This window comes from Streptomyces rugosispiralis (genome assembly GCF_024505145.1).
In the GTDB taxonomy this organism is placed as follows: domain Bacteria; phylum Actinomycetota; class Actinomycetes; order Streptomycetales; family Streptomycetaceae; genus Streptomyces; species Streptomyces rugosispiralis.
Genome location: NZ_JANIAA010000062.1, coordinates 23,079 through 38,210, shown reverse-complemented (window position 1 = coordinate 38,210; position 15,132 = coordinate 23,079). Strand labels below are relative to the sequence as shown.

11 protein-coding genes and 1 pseudogene are annotated in these 15,132 nt (G+C 73.2%); 5 read left to right on the top strand and 7 right to left on the bottom strand.

What is annotated here, in order from left to right:
• Positions 1 to 46: 46 nt before the first annotated feature.
• Positions 47 to 988: an ATP-dependent DNA ligase gene (locus NP777_RS44305; RefSeq protein ID WP_256655870.1), complete on the bottom strand. Its 942-nt coding sequence runs from the start codon at positions 986 to 988 to the stop codon at positions 47 to 49.
• Positions 985 to 1,935, bottom strand: coding sequence for a non-homologous end-joining DNA ligase (gene ligD, locus NP777_RS44300; RefSeq protein WP_256655869.1), 951 nt, complete (start codon positions 1,933 to 1,935; stop codon positions 985 to 987). The genes NP777_RS44305 and ligD overlap by 4 nt, the downstream gene beginning before the upstream one ends.
• Before the next feature lie 30 nt (positions 1,936 to 1,965).
• Between ligD and ku the strand changes: the two genes are divergently transcribed.
• Positions 1,966 to 3,069, top strand: coding sequence for a non-homologous end joining protein Ku (gene ku / locus NP777_RS44295; RefSeq protein WP_256655868.1), 1,104 nt, complete (start codon positions 1,966 to 1,968; stop codon positions 3,067 to 3,069).
• Between the two features lie 332 nt (positions 3,070 to 3,401).
• Here the strand turns inward: ku and NP777_RS44290 are convergent, their stop codons facing one another.
• Complete coding sequence (locus NP777_RS44290) at positions 3,402 to 4,229, bottom strand: NAD(P)H-binding protein (RefSeq protein ID WP_256655867.1); 828 nt, start codon at positions 4,227 to 4,229, stop codon at positions 3,402 to 3,404.
• A gap of 136 nt (positions 4,230 to 4,365) precedes the next feature.
• Here NP777_RS44290 and NP777_RS44285 point away from each other — a divergent pair, with 136 nt between their 5' ends.
• On the top strand, positions 4,366 to 4,974 hold the full coding sequence (locus NP777_RS44285) for a TetR/AcrR family transcriptional regulator (protein ID WP_256655866.1): 609 nt from the start codon (positions 4,366 to 4,368) through the stop codon (positions 4,972 to 4,974).
• 40 nt (positions 4,975 to 5,014) lie between these two features.
• On the opposite strand, the gene NP777_RS44280 is transcribed toward NP777_RS44285, so the two are convergent.
• Together NP777_RS44280 and NP777_RS44275 are read right to left on the bottom strand one after the other, a co-directional pair.
• Positions 5,015 to 5,707, bottom strand: coding sequence for a DUF4232 domain-containing protein (locus NP777_RS44280; protein WP_256655865.1), 693 nt, complete (start codon positions 5,705 to 5,707; stop codon positions 5,015 to 5,017).
• A 219-nt stretch (positions 5,708 to 5,926) separates the two neighbouring features.
• Complete coding sequence (locus NP777_RS44275) at positions 5,927 to 7,393, bottom strand: glycoside hydrolase (protein WP_256655864.1); 1,467 nt, start codon at positions 7,391 to 7,393, stop codon at positions 5,927 to 5,929.
• A gap of 312 nt (positions 7,394 to 7,705) precedes the next feature.
• Between NP777_RS44275 and NP777_RS44270 the strand changes: the two genes are divergently transcribed.
• Positions 7,706 to 9,712 (top strand): elongation factor G, encoded by a 2,007-nt coding sequence (locus NP777_RS44270; protein WP_256655863.1) that lies wholly within the window; start codon positions 7,706 to 7,708, stop codon positions 9,710 to 9,712.
• Between the two features lie 204 nt (positions 9,713 to 9,916).
• Here NP777_RS44270 and NP777_RS44265 read toward each other — a convergent pair whose 3' ends face one another.
• Both NP777_RS44265 and NP777_RS48345 read right to left on the bottom strand, forming a co-directional pair.
• Positions 9,917 to 10,366 carry an IPT/TIG domain-containing protein gene (locus tag NP777_RS44265; protein ID WP_308405389.1) on the bottom strand — a complete coding sequence of 150 codons (450 nt, stop codon included), beginning with the start codon at positions 10,364 to 10,366 and terminating at the stop codon, positions 9,917 to 9,919.
• A gap of 76 nt (positions 10,367 to 10,442) precedes the next feature.
• A pseudogene (locus NP777_RS48345) lies at positions 10,443 to 10,610 on the bottom strand (hypothetical protein); the annotation flags it as partial.
• A 385-nt stretch (positions 10,611 to 10,995) separates the two neighbouring features.
• Here NP777_RS48345 and NP777_RS44260 point away from each other — a divergent pair.
• Together NP777_RS44260 and NP777_RS44255 are read left to right on the top strand one after the other, a co-directional pair.
• Positions 10,996 to 12,711, top strand: coding sequence for a S1 family peptidase (locus NP777_RS44260; RefSeq protein ID WP_256655862.1), 1,716 nt, complete (start codon positions 10,996 to 10,998; stop codon positions 12,709 to 12,711).
• Positions 12,708 to 15,128 (top strand): tetratricopeptide repeat protein, encoded by a 2,421-nt coding sequence (locus NP777_RS44255; RefSeq protein ID WP_256655861.1) that lies wholly within the window; start codon positions 12,708 to 12,710, stop codon positions 15,126 to 15,128. The genes NP777_RS44260 and NP777_RS44255 overlap by 4 nt, the downstream gene beginning before the upstream one ends.
• The last annotated feature ends 4 nt before the right edge of the window (positions 15,129 to 15,132 follow it).

The window sequence follows — 15,132 nt, the reverse complement described above, 5'->3', positions numbered from 1 at the left end:
GCCCCCTCCCGCCGTCCTGCGGCCACCCGCCGGTGGCCCCGGGCGGTCAGTCGGGGATGCGGAGGCGCATGACTCTCGTCGCCGCGTGGCGGACCGTGCCTTCCTGGCGGACCTCGACGGTCAGGTCCGGGGCGATGGGACGGTAGGCGATCTCGGCCCCGACCCGGTCCAGGGCGGTGGGGAGTTCGGCGGGCGGGGGCTCGGGGTCGGGCAGGTCGCGGAGGGCCGCGCTGAGCTGGGCGCGGACGGCCGTGGCGAGCGGGGCGGAGATCAAGGGCGTGTCGTCGCCGGGGAGCACCAGCGCGAGGGCGCGCGGGCGGAGGCGGGGGCCGACGACGCCGACGACCACGGCGTCCCGGGTCTCCGAATGGCGCACCTTCCGCCAGTGGCGGCCCGGCCGGTAGGGCTGGTCCAGCTCCTTGATGACCAGGCCCTCGATACCGATCTCCAGAAGCGACTCGTACCAGGTGGCGGCGAGCTCCGGATCGGTCGTCATCGGCACGGCCTGGAGCGGTGGGCCGAGCGGTTCGAGAAGCGCCATCAGCCGGGCGCGGCGCCGTTCGTACGGAAGCGGCCGCAGATCCTCCGCGCCGATCGCGAGCAGGTCGAAGGCGGCGTAGGAGGCGGGCAGTTCCCGGGCGAGCCTCCCCGCCCGGGACTCGGACGCGGCGAAGGCGCGCTTCTGGACGGCGGCGAAGTCCGTACGGCCGCCCGCCCACACCACCACCTCGCCGTCGAGGACCGTGCCGGGCGGCAGCGGCCGGGCGGCGGCCGCCAGGTCGGGAAAGGCGCGGGTGACAATGCGGCCGGAGCGGGCCTGCATCCTTACGGTGTCCTCCAGCCGGAAGATCAGCAGCCGGTGGCCGTCGAACTTGGGCTCGTACGCCAGCCGCCGTCCGGGCGGGGCGGTGGGCAGGATCGGGACGACACGGGCCAGCGCCACGTCCACGGGAGGCTGAAGGGGCGGCTCGGGGGAAGGCGACGTCATCGGTCGGCCGCGCCTTCGTCGTCGCCTTGGCCGGGGTCCTCGTCCTCCCCGGCCTCGCCCGTCGGCAGCGGGCGCCCCTCCGCCGGGTTCAGCAGGGGGGCCAGCAGATCCCCGTGGCGGTCGAGCCGCGCGGGGATGTCGTCGATCAGGAAGGTCAGCGCCGCCGGGTCGCCGCACGCCTCGACCTCCTCCCAGGTGACGGGCGCGGAGACGGCCGGTTCGGGGACGGCGCGGGGGGTGTAGGGGGCGGCGGTGGTCTTCGCGGCGGCGTTCTGGCTGAAGTCCACGTACACCTTCCCCGGCCGCAGCGAGCGGGTCATCTTACGGATGACGAGGTCCGGCATGGCGTTCGCGGCCTCCAGGGCCAGCCGTCTGGCGTAGGCGGTGGTCTGCCGGGAGGGGGTCGGCGCCACCGGCACCAGCAGATGCAGCCCCTTGGAGCCACTGGTCTTCGCGTACGCCGTAAGGCCGTCGTCGGCCAGCCGTTCGCGCAGCCATACGGCGACGACGCGGCAGTCCACGATCGTGGCCGGCGGCCCGGGGTCGAGGTCGAAGACGAGCCGGTCGGCGATGCCCACGCCCTGGTCGACGCGCCACATCGGGGTGTGGAACTCCACCACGAGGTTGGCCGACCACATCAGCGAGGGCAGGTCCTGGATCACCACCTGCCGCGCGGTCTCCCCCTTATGGCGGGTGACCTCGGCCGTCGTCACCCAGGAAGGCGTGCCCGGAGGCGGGTTCTTGGTGAAGAACTTCTGACCGTCGGGGCCGTCCGGGTAGCGCAGGAACGCCAGCGGCCGCCCGCGCAGATGGCCGAGGAGCGCGTCCGCGGTCGACGCCAGATAGTGCAGCAGCTCGCCCTTGGTGGTGCCGGTGGCCGGATGGATGACCTTGTCGAGGTTCCTGAGCGTGATCCGCCGCCCCTCCACCTCCGCGATCGGGGACATACGATAAGAATCTCACGAAAGGGATCAAGCATGCGATCTATCTGGAATGGGAACATTTCCTTTGGCCTGGTGAGTATTCCGATCAAGATCTATCCGGCCACCGAGGACCACTCGATCTCGTTCCGGCAGATCCACACCCGCGACAGCGGCCGCATCCGCTACCGCAAGGTCTGCGAGCTCGAGGACAAGCCGGTCGAGTCGAGCGAGATCGGGCGGGCGTACGAGGACGCGGACGGCGCGCTGGTCCCGATCACCGACGAGGACCTCGCGGCCCTTCCGCTGCCCACCACCCACACCCTGGAGATCGAGGCGTTCATCTCCGCCGCCGAGATCGATCCGCTCCAGATGGGCGACGCCTACTACCTGGGCACCAGCGGCGCCGCCGGGGCCAAGCCGTACACCCTGCTGCGCGAGGCGCTCAAGCGCAGCGAGAAGGTCGCCATCGCCAAATACGCCCACCGCGGCCGCGAGCGACTGGGGATGCTGCGCGTCGTGGGCGACACCATCGCGCTGCACCGGCTGCTCTGGCCGGACGAGGTGCGCGAGCCCGCGGGGGTGGCCCCCAAGGAGAAGGTGACCGTGAAACCGGCCGAACTGGACCTCGCGGACACGCTGATGGAGACGCTCGGAGAGGTGGATCTGAACGATCTGCGCGACGAGTACCACGAGGCGCTGGAGGAACTGGTGGCGGCGAAGGTGTCCGGCGCCACGCCCACCGCCGAGCCCGGTGAACGGCCCGCGGGCGCGCAGGTGGTCGATCTGATGGCGGCGCTGAAGGAGAGCGTCCGCAGCGCCCGGGAGGCGCGGGGCGAGGGGGCCGGGGAGGGCGGGGAGGCGTCGGAGGGGGGAGCCGAGGAGGAGGCGGCGGCTACGGTCCACGAGCTGCGCGGGCGGAAGAAGGCACCGGCGAAGAAGGCCGCGGCCGCGAAGAAGGCGCCCGCGGCGGCGAAGAGAGGCGGGACGAAGGCGGCGAAGCCCGCCAAGGCTGCCAAGGCCGCCGAGTCCGCGGAGGAGGAGCCCGCGGGAAGGGCCGCCGGGGGGAAGCGGACGGGTGCGAAGAAGGCCGCGGCCGGAAAGACCGCGGCCAAGAAGGCCGCCGCGAAGAGGCAGCCGGGCAAGCGGACCGCCTCCTGATGCGGCCCTGGCGCTGGCGAGCGCCACACCGCCCGCGCCCGGCGCGGAACGTTTCGCGCGCCGTCCGGGCGTACGGCTCCCAGGACCCGCCCCTGGGGCAGCGCGCCCGCGGCGATCGCCGGACGGGCTGAAATCAGCCCCACCGGCGATCGGGAAGCAAGAGGCCCGGACGGGCTGAAATCAGCCCCTCCGGCGATTGAGGAGCGGGGTCCGGGGCGGAGCCCCGGTTGTGGGAAGGGGCGGGTAGGGGAAAGCCCGCCGCAGGCGCGACCCCGGTCGGTCCACCATCGCCCGCCCCTGCGCGGTGAGCGCAGACGCGGCCGGCGGCAGCCTCAGCGGAACGCGGCCACGTGGTCCTCCACCCACTGCGCGAACGTCCGCCCGGGACGCCCCGTGATGCGCTCCACCTCCGGCGAGATCGTCTGCGGCCGGTCCACCAACTCCGCGAAGACCCGCAACAGCGAGTCCGCGATCTCCGGCGTGACGAACCCGCCGGACATCCGCTCCCGCGCCGCCTCGTGCGAGATCTCCTCGTACCGCAGCGGCCGTCCGATGACCTCGCCGATGACGCGCACCTGGTCGGCGAAGCTCAGCGACTCGGGTCCGGTCAGCTCGGGGGCCTGGCCGACCAGGTCGTCGGCGAGCAGGGCGCGGGCGGAGACGGCGCCCATGTCGGCCTCGTGGATGGGGGCCATCTGCGCCCCGGCGTACGCCCCGTACACCACGTCCCCGGCCTTGATCTGGTCCGCCCACTGCATCGCGTTCGCGGCGAAGGCACCCGGGCGGACGAACGTCCACTCCAGCCCCGTGGCCTCGACCTCGGCCTCCAGCGCGCGGTGGCGGACGCCGATCGGGTTCGCCTGGGGGTCGAGGTCCGACAGGACGGAGGACGAGGAGAGCATCACGATCCGCCGCACCCCGCTCTCCTTGGCCCGCCGCAGGAGCTTCTCGGACCCGATCTGCCAGACCACCGCGGGGTTGAGGAACAGCGCCGTGGCGCCGTCCAGGGGCAGCTCATCGGTGCGGGCCGCCCGCACGCCCTCCGGCAGCCGGGCCGCCTCGGGGTCGCGGGTGAGCGCGAGCACCTCGGCGCCCGCGTCGGCCAGCTGCTTCACCACATGACTGCCGACGTTTCCGGTGGCTCCGGTCACCACGAACATGATCGATCTCCTTGCGCGTCCCGGGATCTTCTACGTAGCCGCAGCCAGGCTCATCCAAACGGATGAAATTGTCAAACAAATAGATGAGAGCATGGCCGAAACCCCCGGCTAGCCTGTCCGGGCCGAGGAAGAGGAGATGACGACGATGCACGGGACGTCCAAGAGGCCCCGCCGCGCCCCCACCCCCGAGGAGCGCAAGCAGTGCCCGGAACGCTCCCGGCGGCTGCTGCTGGAGGCGGCCATGGACGAGTTCTCCGAGAAGGGGTTCGCGGGCGCGCGGGTCCAGGACATAGCGGACCGTGCGGGCCTCAACAAGCAGCTGATCACCTACTACTTCGGCGGCAAGGAGGGCCTCTACCGGGAGCTGGGCCGCGAGTGGCTGCGGCGCGAGGCGACCTTCAACGACCCCGCGGCCCCCTTCGAGGAGTTGCTCATCCGCTACCTCCGGGAGGCATTCGACGACCCCCGCGGCATCCGGCTGGCCGTCTGGCAGGCGCTGACCGGTGAGGTGGGGGACGAGCCGCGCGAGGACCTGTCCGATATGCGGCGCCGGCAGGCGGCGGGCGAGCTGGCGGACGACCTCGACCCGGCCGCCGTGCTGCTGATGTGCTACGCCGTGGTCTCCGCACCGGCCACCATGCCGCACGCCGTCCGCCAGATCTTCGGCATCGAGCCGGACTCGCCGGAGTTCCGGGGGCGGTGGGAGGAGCAGCTGCGCCGGATCGTCCGCCACCTCGCCGCGTAACCGGCCCCCCACGCCCTACGCGTCACCGGCCGATGGGCCGTCAGAAGTCGTACGGCTTCTTGGTGCTCCAGTTCAGCACGTCGGCCTCGTTCCAGCTGAACTGCGGCTTCGCGCCCTTGGCGTCGACGGAGTAGAAGGGGCCGTCGTGCCCGTCCGCGCCGCGCAGCGAGATCGCGAACGACCGCGCCGTCTGGTTCCCCGAGCCGTAGTCGAAGAGGTTCACCGCGCTGTACACCTTGCCGCCGGGCTGGAGCGTGATGTGCTTGCCGCCGCCCGGGTTGTCCTTCTTCGAGTGCGGCAGTACGGCCTCGTCGTCGCCGAGCTTCACGGCCGGGTACGAGGTGACCCAGCAGGGCTTGGCGCCCTCGTTCGACGCGGTGATCAGCAGGTGGTCGCCCTGCTGCCCGGCGAACCGGTGCACCGCGGTGACCATCATCTCGTCACCGCGGCACTGCCGGGCGGCGGCCTTCGCGGCCTTGCTCGCGATCTCGTCCGTCCCGCCCTTGGCGGCCGCCGAGCGCGCGTCCTCCTTGGTGTCACCGCCGCTGTTGACCTGCTCCGCGCCGCCCTTGCCGTCCCCGCCGGACACGGACCGGCTCTGCGCGCCACCGGCGGCGCTGTCGCCGCCCGCCGCCTTCGAGCCGCCATCGGCGCCGCCGCAGGCGGTCAGGCCCAGCGCCAGCGCGGCGGTGACGGCGGCCAGAGTGACGGTACGAATCCGGGAAGTACGCATGATCGGGTTCCCCCTGCGTTTCGTGCGGGAGCCTTCTTCGGTCGTTCCCGCGGTGTGAACACCACTTTTCCCGGAGCCGCTGACGTTCCGGAAACGCCTCACTCACGTCCCGCAAACGAACCGCGTGCGAACGGCTGATGCCGAGCCGCGGGGCGGCCATGTCGAAGAGCATTTCGTTAGGAGTTAGGAGTTCGGAGTTCTCATAGGAGTCCGGAGTCCTTACTCGGTCACCCCGTCGATCTGGAACGTCTGCACCGACTTCTCGGCGAACGGAACGCTCAGCCGCTTGCCGTCGAGCGCCGTGTCCCGGCGCGCGGTGTACAGATCGCCGGTGCCCGAGGTCTGGGTGGACCAGCGCGGCACCAGCCCGCCCGTACCCCCGGTGACCTGGCCGAAGCGGGACAGATCGAAGGTGAGCGGCTGCGCGGCGCCGGGGTTGACGGCGACGAGCACGAGCCGCCGCGCCCCCGGGTCGTACGCGGCGACCGCGTGGTCCGAGCCGGTCTCCAGGATCCGCATCCCGGGACGGATATGGCGGGTGAACTGGGCGAGCACGTAGTACTTGGTCTGCACGGCGCCGGGCTGGGCGGTGTCCGGGTCGTAGTGGATCAGCGCCCAGCCGGCACTGGGATCCATCACCTGCCAGTAACACCACGCGGTGGGGTGCAGCCAGTGGAAGTCCAGGCAGAGGTTGGTGGCGAGGGTGAGGCCGGTGCCGTCCTTGTCGCCGGTCTCGGAGTTCCACAGCTTCTTGCCCGCCGCGCGCACGTCCGCGTACAGCAGATCGCGGCGGCCGCCCGAGCCCTGGTAGCCGTGGACGTTGACCTGGTCGACCAGCGCGCGGGTGGCGGTGTCGAACGAACTCCAGGTGGTGCGGGCCAGGTCGTAGCTGGTCTCGTCCGACGCCGAGATCCGGGTGCCGGTCAGGCCGCGCGCGTCCAGCTCGGTGCGCAGGTGGCCGAGGACGGTCCGCTGGACCGCCGCGTCGATGTGGCAGCCCTCCTGGGTGCCGTCCGCCTTCCACCAGGCCGACGAGGGCTCGTTGAACGCCTCGACGGTGGCGAAGCGGACGCCCCAGTGGTCCTGGGCGTAGCGGGCGGTGGTGGCGAGGTAGAGCGCGAACTGGCGGTAGTTCCAGGACTGGAGGTTGTTGCCGCCGTCCGCGGCGCCGGACGGGTTGTGGTTGAGACACATCCACCACATGGGCGAGTTGGCGAACAGCTCGCTGACGGCACCCCGCTGGACGGCCTTGCCCAGCGCCGCCCGCTGGACCGCGTCGGCGCTCCAGTGCCAGGCCGCGGAGGCGGGGTCCTCGCTGTTCCAGTCGTGCCAGTAGCCCTCGATCTGCTTGAACCGGGGGATGTTGGGCGATGCCACCATGGACTCGCCGCCCACGCTGGTCCAGGCGCAGCCGCCGAGGTTGTAGCGGGCGATGTTCAGCCCGAGGCCGGGCAGCGATCGGCCGCCGTAGCGCACCGACTTGGTGGTGAAGAAGAGATCGGCGAAGTCGTCCCGCTGCCCGAAGAGATTGGCCCACCAGGCGAGCGAGGTGCCCCAGCCCTCCCAGGCCCCGTGGTCGGTGCCGGGGTCGACACCGATGGTCTCGTCGGCTCGGGCGGTGCCCGTCGTGAGGGCGGTCCCGAGCACGGTGGTGCCCGCCGCCGCCAGAAGCGTTCTGCGCCGCATCGTCAGTCCCCTCCACCGCACCGGTCCCCGTCGCTTACGAAGAGTCGGGGCAGCGGCGGGCGTTGTCGAGAGGCGTGACAGCGCTTTCTACGGGCGAGGCCGCGCTTCCCGCGGGGCGGGCCGAGGGGCACGCGGTGACGGGACGCCCGTAATTCGGTTGCCTCCGCCCGCTCCCGTGTCCAGGATGTCCGCGACCTCAGATCTACCGCACGTCCACCTCACGTCTACGAGAGCAGGAGCAACCGATGCGCCGATTCCTCGGAACGACTCAGCGCCCCCACCGGACGACCGTCTTCGAGGACCTCAGCATCCATGCCCAGCTCTCCACGGGTCTCACGGACCCTCAACATCGGTGTGCTCGCACATGTCGACGCCGGTAAGACCAGCCTGACCGAGCGGCTGCTCTACGACGCCGGGGTGATCGACCGGCTCGGCAGCGTCGACACCGGGGACACCCAGACCGACACCGGCGAGATCGAGCGGCAGCGCGGTATCACCGTGCGGACCGCGGTCGCGTCCCTCACCGCCGGGGGCACCCAGATCAACCTGATCGACACCCCCGGCCACTCCGACTTCATCGCCGAGGTCGAACGCGCCCTCGGAGTGCTCGACGGCGCGGTGCTCGTGCTGTCCGCCGTCGAGGGCGTCCAGGCGCAGACCCGGGTGCTGATGAAGACGCTGCGGCGGCTGCGGCTCCCGGTGCTGCTCTTCATCAACAAGATCGACCGCGCGGGCGCACGCGACGCGGGGCTGCTCGCCGACATCCGGCGCGCCCTGGCGCCGCATCTCGTCCCGCTGATGGCGGTAAGGGACCTGGGCACACGGAACGCCCGCGTCCGACCGCGCTCCCTGGACGATCCGGGGGTGCGCGCCGAGGCGGCCGAGGTGCTGGCCGAGACCGACGACGCGATGCTCGCGCGGGTCGTGGACGGTCCGCTGCCCTCGGCCGAGGAGGTGGCGGCGGCCCTCGCGGCCCGTACGGCGGAGGGGCTGGTGCATCCGGTCTTCTTCGGCTCGGCGCTGAGCGGCCAGGGCGTCGGGGCGCTGGTCGAGGGGGTGGCACGGCTGGTGCCGCCCGCGCCGGGCGGCGCGGAGCCGCGCGGCACGGTCTTCGCGGTCGAGCGCGGCGGGAGCGGCGGAGGCGGCCGGAGCGGCGGAGGCGGTGGAGGCGGCACAGGCGCCAAGGGCGGTGCCCGTGGTGGTGGCCGTACGGCCTATCTTCGGCTGTTCTCCGGCGAGGTGACACTGCGGCAGCGGGTGACCCTGCACCGCCGCGAGCCCGGCGGCGCCCTGACCGAGCACACCGGGCAGATCACCGCGCTGGAGGTCATCGGAGCCGCGGGGGCCGTACGGGGGCCGCTGACCGCCGGGAACATCGCGAGGATCAAGGGGCTGCCCGGGGTCCGGGTCGGCGACCGGCTCGGGCCCGTCCACGACGTCCCCGCCGGCCGGCGGCACTTCGCCGCGCCCAGCCTCCAGACCCTCGTCCACGCCCGCGAGCCCGGCGCCGCCGCCGCGTCCCGGCTGCACACCGCGCTGCTCGACCTGGCCGATCAGGACCCACTGATCCACGCGCGGGCGATGCCGGGCGGGGCCACCTCGGTGCTGCTGTACGGCGAGGTGCAGAAGGAGATCATCGCGGCCACGCTGGTCCAGGACTACGGCATCGAGGCGGATTTCGAACCGAGCCGTCCGGTGCTGGTCGAGCGCCCCTCGGGGGTCGGCGAGGCCGTCCGCGAGATCGCCCGGGTCGGCCACACCGGGCCCTGGGCCACCGTCGGGCTGCGCGTGGAGCCCACCGAACGCGGTGCCGGGGTGGTCTTCGGCTACGAGACCGAACTGGGCGCGCTGCCCCGCGCGTTCCACAACGCGATCGAGGAGACCGTGTACGAGACGCTCTTCCACGGGCCCCGGGGCCGCTCGGTGACGGACTGCCGGGTCGTGCTCGTCCGCTCCGGGTTCATCGGCCCGCTGAGCACCGCGGCCGACTTCCGCGACCTCACCCCGGTGGTGCTCGGGGAGGCCCTGGAACGGGCGGGGTGGCGGATCTACGAGCCGTACCACGCCTTCGAGCTGGAGCTTCCGGCCGAGACCCTCGCCGCGGTCACAGCCCACCTCGCCGCCGCCGAGGCGGACATCGGCGAGAGCGCGGACGGTGCCACGGGGCGGCTGCTGCGGGGCGAGCTCCCGGCCCGCCGGGTGCACGGATTCGAACGGGTGCTGCCCCGGCTGACACACGGCGAGGGGGTGTGGTGGTCCCGGCCGTGCGCCGACCGGCCGCTGCGCGCCGGGGCGACGGCCCCGGACCTCGGCTCCTAGCTCCTCCCGGCGGCTAGGGCCCTTCTGACGGATCTCCGTGGAAGAAGGAGCGGCGTCAGGGGGCACCTCCCAGCGGTAGCTGGGGGAGCGTGCTCTCGGCGTGCCGCGCGGAAGCCCTCGTAGCGGAGCTACTTGGGTTTTCGCGGGGTGCGGCGAGAGGACGTGCCGGACGCCGCGACGCCGCGGAAATCCGTCAGCAGGGCCCTAGATCCCGGGTGGCCCCACACGGGTGTAGACGAGGCTGTTGCTGCTGCCGCCGACGGTGATGACCTGGACGTTCACCGGCCCGGCGGACCCGGAGGGCGCGATGGCGGTGACCCAGATGTCCGAGACGACGGTGAAGGAGGCGGGCGTCGAGCCGAAGAGCACCGAACTGGTCGTGGTGAGACCGCTGCCGAAGAGCGTGACCGTGGTCCCGGCGCCGAGCGGCCCCCGGGTCGGCGACAGGCTGGTGAGGACGGGGGTGGGGACGTACGTGTACGGGACGCCGCCGCTGGTGCCGCCCGCCGTCACCACCGTGATCTGCGCGGTGCCGCTGCCGGGTGGCGCCACCGCCGTGATCTGCGTGGCCGACACCACCGTGAAGGAGGTCGCGTTGACGGCCCCGAACCTGACCGCTGTCGCGCCGAGCAGATTGGTGCCGGTCAGGGTCACCGTCGTACCGCCGGAGGCCGGACGGCATGGTGACCGTCACGGAGGTGGCGTTGTTGGCGGTGATGGTGGCCAGCTCGCTGCCGAAGTGCACGGCCGTGGCACCGCCGAGGTCGGTGCCGGTGATGACGACGGCCTGTCCGCCGGCGCTGGACCCTTGGCCGGGTGAGATGGGCGTGGCGCGTCGCCTCCTGTATGAGGGCGGGGCGTGGACGGGACCGAGCGGGCTGGACCCGCTCGCGCTCACGGGAGTCCGGTGCGCGACCGCGGGCTTTGGGGCACCCGCCCGGTCCTCCTCGCGGTACGCCTGGCGCCCGGCTCCGGCGAGGACGCGGCGCCCCCAGCGCCGAAAGAATCGACGGGGTTCCACCGCACACTTTCAGTAATCCATCCGACGTAGCCCGCCACAAGAAGAGGTGACGCCACGTCACCCGAATGGCCGGGCGTGCGCGATCGGCGGCGCCGCACACCGGACGCGCCGGGCCCGCCATCCCACCCCGTACGGCCCTGGCACGCCCCTCTCCGGCCGCGGACCCCGCCTCCTCCGGCCCCCGCCCCGCCCCTCACCCGTTCCCGTGACCCATCGGACGGACGGGTCACTTCCGTACGTCCCGGGCGTATGCTCTTGCCACATGGGGGCGGAAATGGGCATTACCGCCGATGCGACCTCCAGCGGGGGCACATGGCGGGTGAGGATCCGTAGTTCGGCCGGTGACGTGCTGGGCGCCGGAGTCCTCCTGGGCAGCGAGACGGTGCTGACGTGCGCCCATGTGATACCCGACGACGGGCTCCCGGTGCCCGCCACCGAGGTGCTGGTGGAGCTGGTCGAGGTGCACGAGGCCCGGCCCGTCCCCGCGCGCGTCGCCGACGGCTGCTGGGTGCCCCAGCGCTCCGACGGCTGCGGCGATGTGGCGCTGCTGCGGCTGGGCCGGCCGCAGCCCGCCGAACACGCCGCGCCGCTCTACCGGCTGCCGCCGGTGCTGGGCCGGCCGGTGTGGATGGGCGGCTTCCCCAAGGGGCTCGACAACGGCCACTATCTGCGCGCGAAGACCGCCGGGCGGGTCGGCCCCCGGGCGGAGTGGGTGGGCCTCGACCCCAAGTCGCCCAGGGATGTGGTCCGTAAGGGCTTCAGCGGCGCCGGGGTGGAGGACGAGGCGACCCGGCATGTCATCGGCATGGTCGTCAGCCGGTACGACGACCCGGTCGACATCCCCCCCGCCGAGCGCCTCAGCGTCTCCTACATGATCCCGGTCGAGACGATCGTGCGCCATCTGCCGGTGGTCCACCGCTGGGTGCGCGGCGACCCCGGGGTGGACCGGCCGCTGGTCTCCCCGCTGACCACCGGCGTCCAGGACATCGGCTTCGCCCAGCGGCTCGCCGTATGGCTGCGCCGGGAGCCGCTGACCGGGCGCGCGGGCATCACGGACGTGGAGACCGTGGTGATCGAGGACGACGACCACGCGCGGTACGAGGCGCTCAGCCGCGCCATCACGCTCGCCGACCGCGAGCTGTCGGGCGGCGGCCCCGACGAGGCGGTCTCGGCCGCGCCGCACGGCACCGTACCGCCGCTGGGCAGTGTGGACCTGGCCATCGACGTCACCAAGCGCACCGACACCGAGGTCGCGCTGCGGGTCGCGGACCGGATGGATCTGCGCTCGCCCGGCGACACCTCCCCGCTCAGCCGGGTCCGGGCCAACGCGGTGCCGCTCACCATCGTGGCCGTCGGCGTGGACCGCGCCCGCGACCCCGAGGCGCTGGTCGGCTTCATGAAGCTGCTCGCCGACCGGGGCAGCCGGCTGCTGCTGGTCTTCCGCGACCCCCAGTCGAGCGGACTGCTCCTGGCCGAGCGGCTGTTCCGCCCCGAGGCGGCCCGGATCGACGCCTGGCTGGACGAGCTCGCCGGGCGGGTGGCGCTCGCCGCCGACCGCGAGCACGAGACCGCCGGGCGCGGGGCGCGCCGCTCGGCCTCGTCGGACGCCGAGGACGCCACGGCCCTGCGGATCAATCTGACCCGGCTGCGCTCCGACCCCGAGCTGCGCTCGCACCGCATCGTCGCCAAGCTGGCCGCGTTCGAGCAGTCGGTGCGGACGGTCGCCGAGCGGGCCGAGGAGACGCTGCGGGTGATCGACGCCCAGCAGCCGGCGGTCCAGGAGCTGAAGTGGCAGCTGGTGTCGTACACGGCGATGCTCGGGACCAAGGCCGAATCCGAGCGGGCGGAGCTGATCCCGCTGCACCGCGCCGCGGTGCGACTGCTGGCCGAGGTGCCCTGCGATCTGCCGGAGGCCCGCCGCGCCGTCGACCGGTTCGTGGCCGCCGTGCACACACCGCCGGAGGGGGAGGCGCCATGAGGGACCCGACGGGTGGGAGGGACTGCGACCGCCCGGACTGCCGGGGCGAGGGCCTGGGCCGGATCAACGCCCGGGGGTTCTGCTCGGAGTGCGGCCGCAGGCCCCTGCCCGCCGCCCCGTCCCCCGCTCCCCCGCCCGCCGGGCCCGCCGCCCCTCTGGCGTCCGAGTCCACCGCGACCACGGCCCGTGCCCGCCGCCGCGATATGGCGCGCAAGTTCACGGTGCGGCCGGCCGGCGAGGGCCTGCTGGACCTGCCCCGCGTCGAACTGCCCTCGCTGCGCGACCTGGTGATGGACGATCCGCATCCCCCCTCGCGCGGCCAGACCTGCGGCTGGGAGGGGTGCGACGAGATCGTGGGCGCGCCCTACGCCGGACAGTCCGCGCTCTCCCGGGGCTACTGCCCGCGCTGCCGCCATCCGTTCGACTTCACCCCGCGGCTGAGCCCCGGCGATCTGCTGGGCGATCAGTACCGGGTGATCGGCTGCGTCGGGTACGGCGGGCTCGGCTGGGTCTATCTCGCCGAGGACACCCAGCTGGACGACCAGCCGGTGGCCATCAAGGGCCTGATCAACAACGAGGACGAGGCGGCCCTGCGGGTGGCGGTCGAGGAGCGCCGCTATCTGACCATGCTCGACCACCCCGGCATCGTCCGGATCATCAACTACGTCACCCAGCCCGACCCCCGCGACGACGGGGCGCTGACGGGCTACATCGTGATGGAGTTCGTCGGCGGGATGACCCTCGCCCAGATCAAGGACCACATCGCGGACGCGGTGAAGCCGTACGACGGGCCGCGGCTGTACGAGCACATCCTGGCCTACGGCTGTCTGGTGCTGCGCGCGGTGGGCTATCTGCACGGCGAGAAGCTGCTGTACTGCGATCTCAAGCCGAGCAACGTGATGCACCACGAGGACCGGGTCAAGGTGATCGACCTCGGCGCGGTGCGGCGGCTGGGCCAGCGGGACGGCGGGCCGCCGGTGATCACCGAGGCGTTCGCCGCCCCCGAGGTGCTGGCCCGGGGCGCCCCGGCCCTCACCGAGCGCCATGATCTCTTCGGGGTCGGCAGGACGCTCGAGGAGCTCTCGGACAAGGCCGCCCGTCAGACCCAGCGGCCGCCCGGCCTCGGCGCCGAGTCCTACCGCCGGGCGCTGGCCCGCGCCACCGCGGCCGACCCGGAGCGGCGGTTCGGCTCGGCCGCGGAGATGTCCGAGCAGTTGTGGGGCGTACTGCGGGAGATCCACTCGCTGCGGCTGAGCCGGGAGCAGCCGGAGCCGTCCACGCTCTTCGCCCCCACCTCGGCGCTGCTGGACGCCTCGCTGGGCCGGATCCCCGACCTGGAGCGCTGGCTGGAAGGGGAGCCGCGCCCGCTGCTGGCGGCCGGGCTGCCCCGGCCGGAGCGGGTGCCGCTCGGGCTGCCGGTGCCGTTCCCGGCCGCGGCGGATCCCGGCGCGGCGCTGCTGGGCGTCCCGACCGACAGCGGGCCACGGCGGCTGATCGAGCAGTTGCACGCCTTCCCCCGCCCCTCCGCCGAGATCCGGCTGCGCGTCTGCCGCGCCTATCTGGAGCTGGGCGAACGGGACGCGGCGGCCGACGAGTTGGCGATCGCCGTCGAACTGATCGGCTCCGCCGCCCCGTACGACTGGCGGCTGTCCTGGCACCGCGCCCTGCTGCGGCTCGCGGACGGCGCGGTGGCCGACGCCCGGCACGAGTTCGACGAGGTGTACAGCGCGCTGCCCGGGGAGTACGCCCCCAAGCTGGCGCTCGGCTACTGCGCCGAGCACCTGGGTGACCACGAGGCCGCCAAGCGGTTCTACGAGGCGGTGTGGCAGCGCAACCGCTCGCAGGGCAGCGCCGCCTTCGGGCTGGCCCGGCTCCGGCTCGCGGCGGGCGACCGGGGCGGCGCGGTGGAGATCCTCGGCGGGGTGCCGAAGGTCTCCCGCCACTACGACGCCGCCCGGATCGCCACAGTGCGGGTGCTGTCGGGGCGGCTGGGCCACCCGGACGCCCTGCCGACGGCCGAGGACCTGGCGGAGGTGCGCACGAGGCTGCCGCGGCTGTATCTGGACGAGGGGCGCCGGTCCGGTCCGGCCCGCGACCGGCTGACGGCGGAGTCGCTGGAGGTGACGCTGGACTGGGCGGGACGGCAGCCGGGGTCCGGCGAGCAGCTGAGTGAGCCCGCTGGGCACGCCCGGTCACGGCGCTGGATACGGAAGGGGCGCGCCGATCCGGCGGCCGAAGCGCCCCGGAGGGGAACCGAACCCCAGTCACTGGTGTATGGGGAGTGGGAGGACGAGAACGCGCTGCGCGCCGAGCTGGAGCAGACCCTGCGTCGGCTGGCCCGGCAGGCGGACAGCCCCGAAGCGCTCGGGGTGCTGATCGACCGCGCGAATGCCATCAGGCCCATGACCCGCGTCTGACAGG

Excerpts from the sequence above, each read along its gene's own strand:
- NP777_RS44305 (WP_256655870.1), bottom strand. The coding sequence starts at position 988 with ATGACGTCGCCTTCCCCCGAGCCGCCCCTTCAGCCTCCCGTGGACGTG.
- NP777_RS44275 (WP_256655864.1), bottom strand. The coding sequence starts at position 7,393 with ATGCGGCGCAGAACGCTTCTGGCGGCGGCGGGCACCACCGTGCTCGGG.
- ku (WP_256655868.1), top strand. The coding sequence starts at position 1,966 with ATGCGATCTATCTGGAATGGGAACATTTCCTTTGGCCTGGTGAGTATT.
- NP777_RS44255 (WP_256655861.1), top strand. The coding sequence starts at position 12,708 with ATGAGGGACCCGACGGGTGGGAGGGACTGCGACCGCCCGGACTGCCGG.
- ligD (WP_256655869.1), bottom strand. The coding sequence starts at position 1,935 with ATGTCCCCGATCGCGGAGGTGGAGGGGCGGCGGATCACGCTCAGGAAC.
- NP777_RS44285 (WP_256655866.1), top strand. The coding sequence starts at position 4,366 with ATGACGACGATGCACGGGACGTCCAAGAGGCCCCGCCGCGCCCCCACC.
- NP777_RS44290 (WP_256655867.1), bottom strand. The coding sequence starts at position 4,229 with ATGTTCGTGGTGACCGGAGCCACCGGAAACGTCGGCAGTCATGTGGTG.
- NP777_RS44280 (WP_256655865.1), bottom strand. The coding sequence starts at position 5,707 with ATGCGTACTTCCCGGATTCGTACCGTCACTCTGGCCGCCGTCACCGCC.
- NP777_RS44270 (WP_256655863.1), top strand. The coding sequence starts at position 7,706 with ATGCCCAGCTCTCCACGGGTCTCACGGACCCTCAACATCGGTGTGCTC.
- NP777_RS44260 (WP_256655862.1), top strand. The coding sequence starts at position 10,996 with ATGGGGGCGGAAATGGGCATTACCGCCGATGCGACCTCCAGCGGGGGC.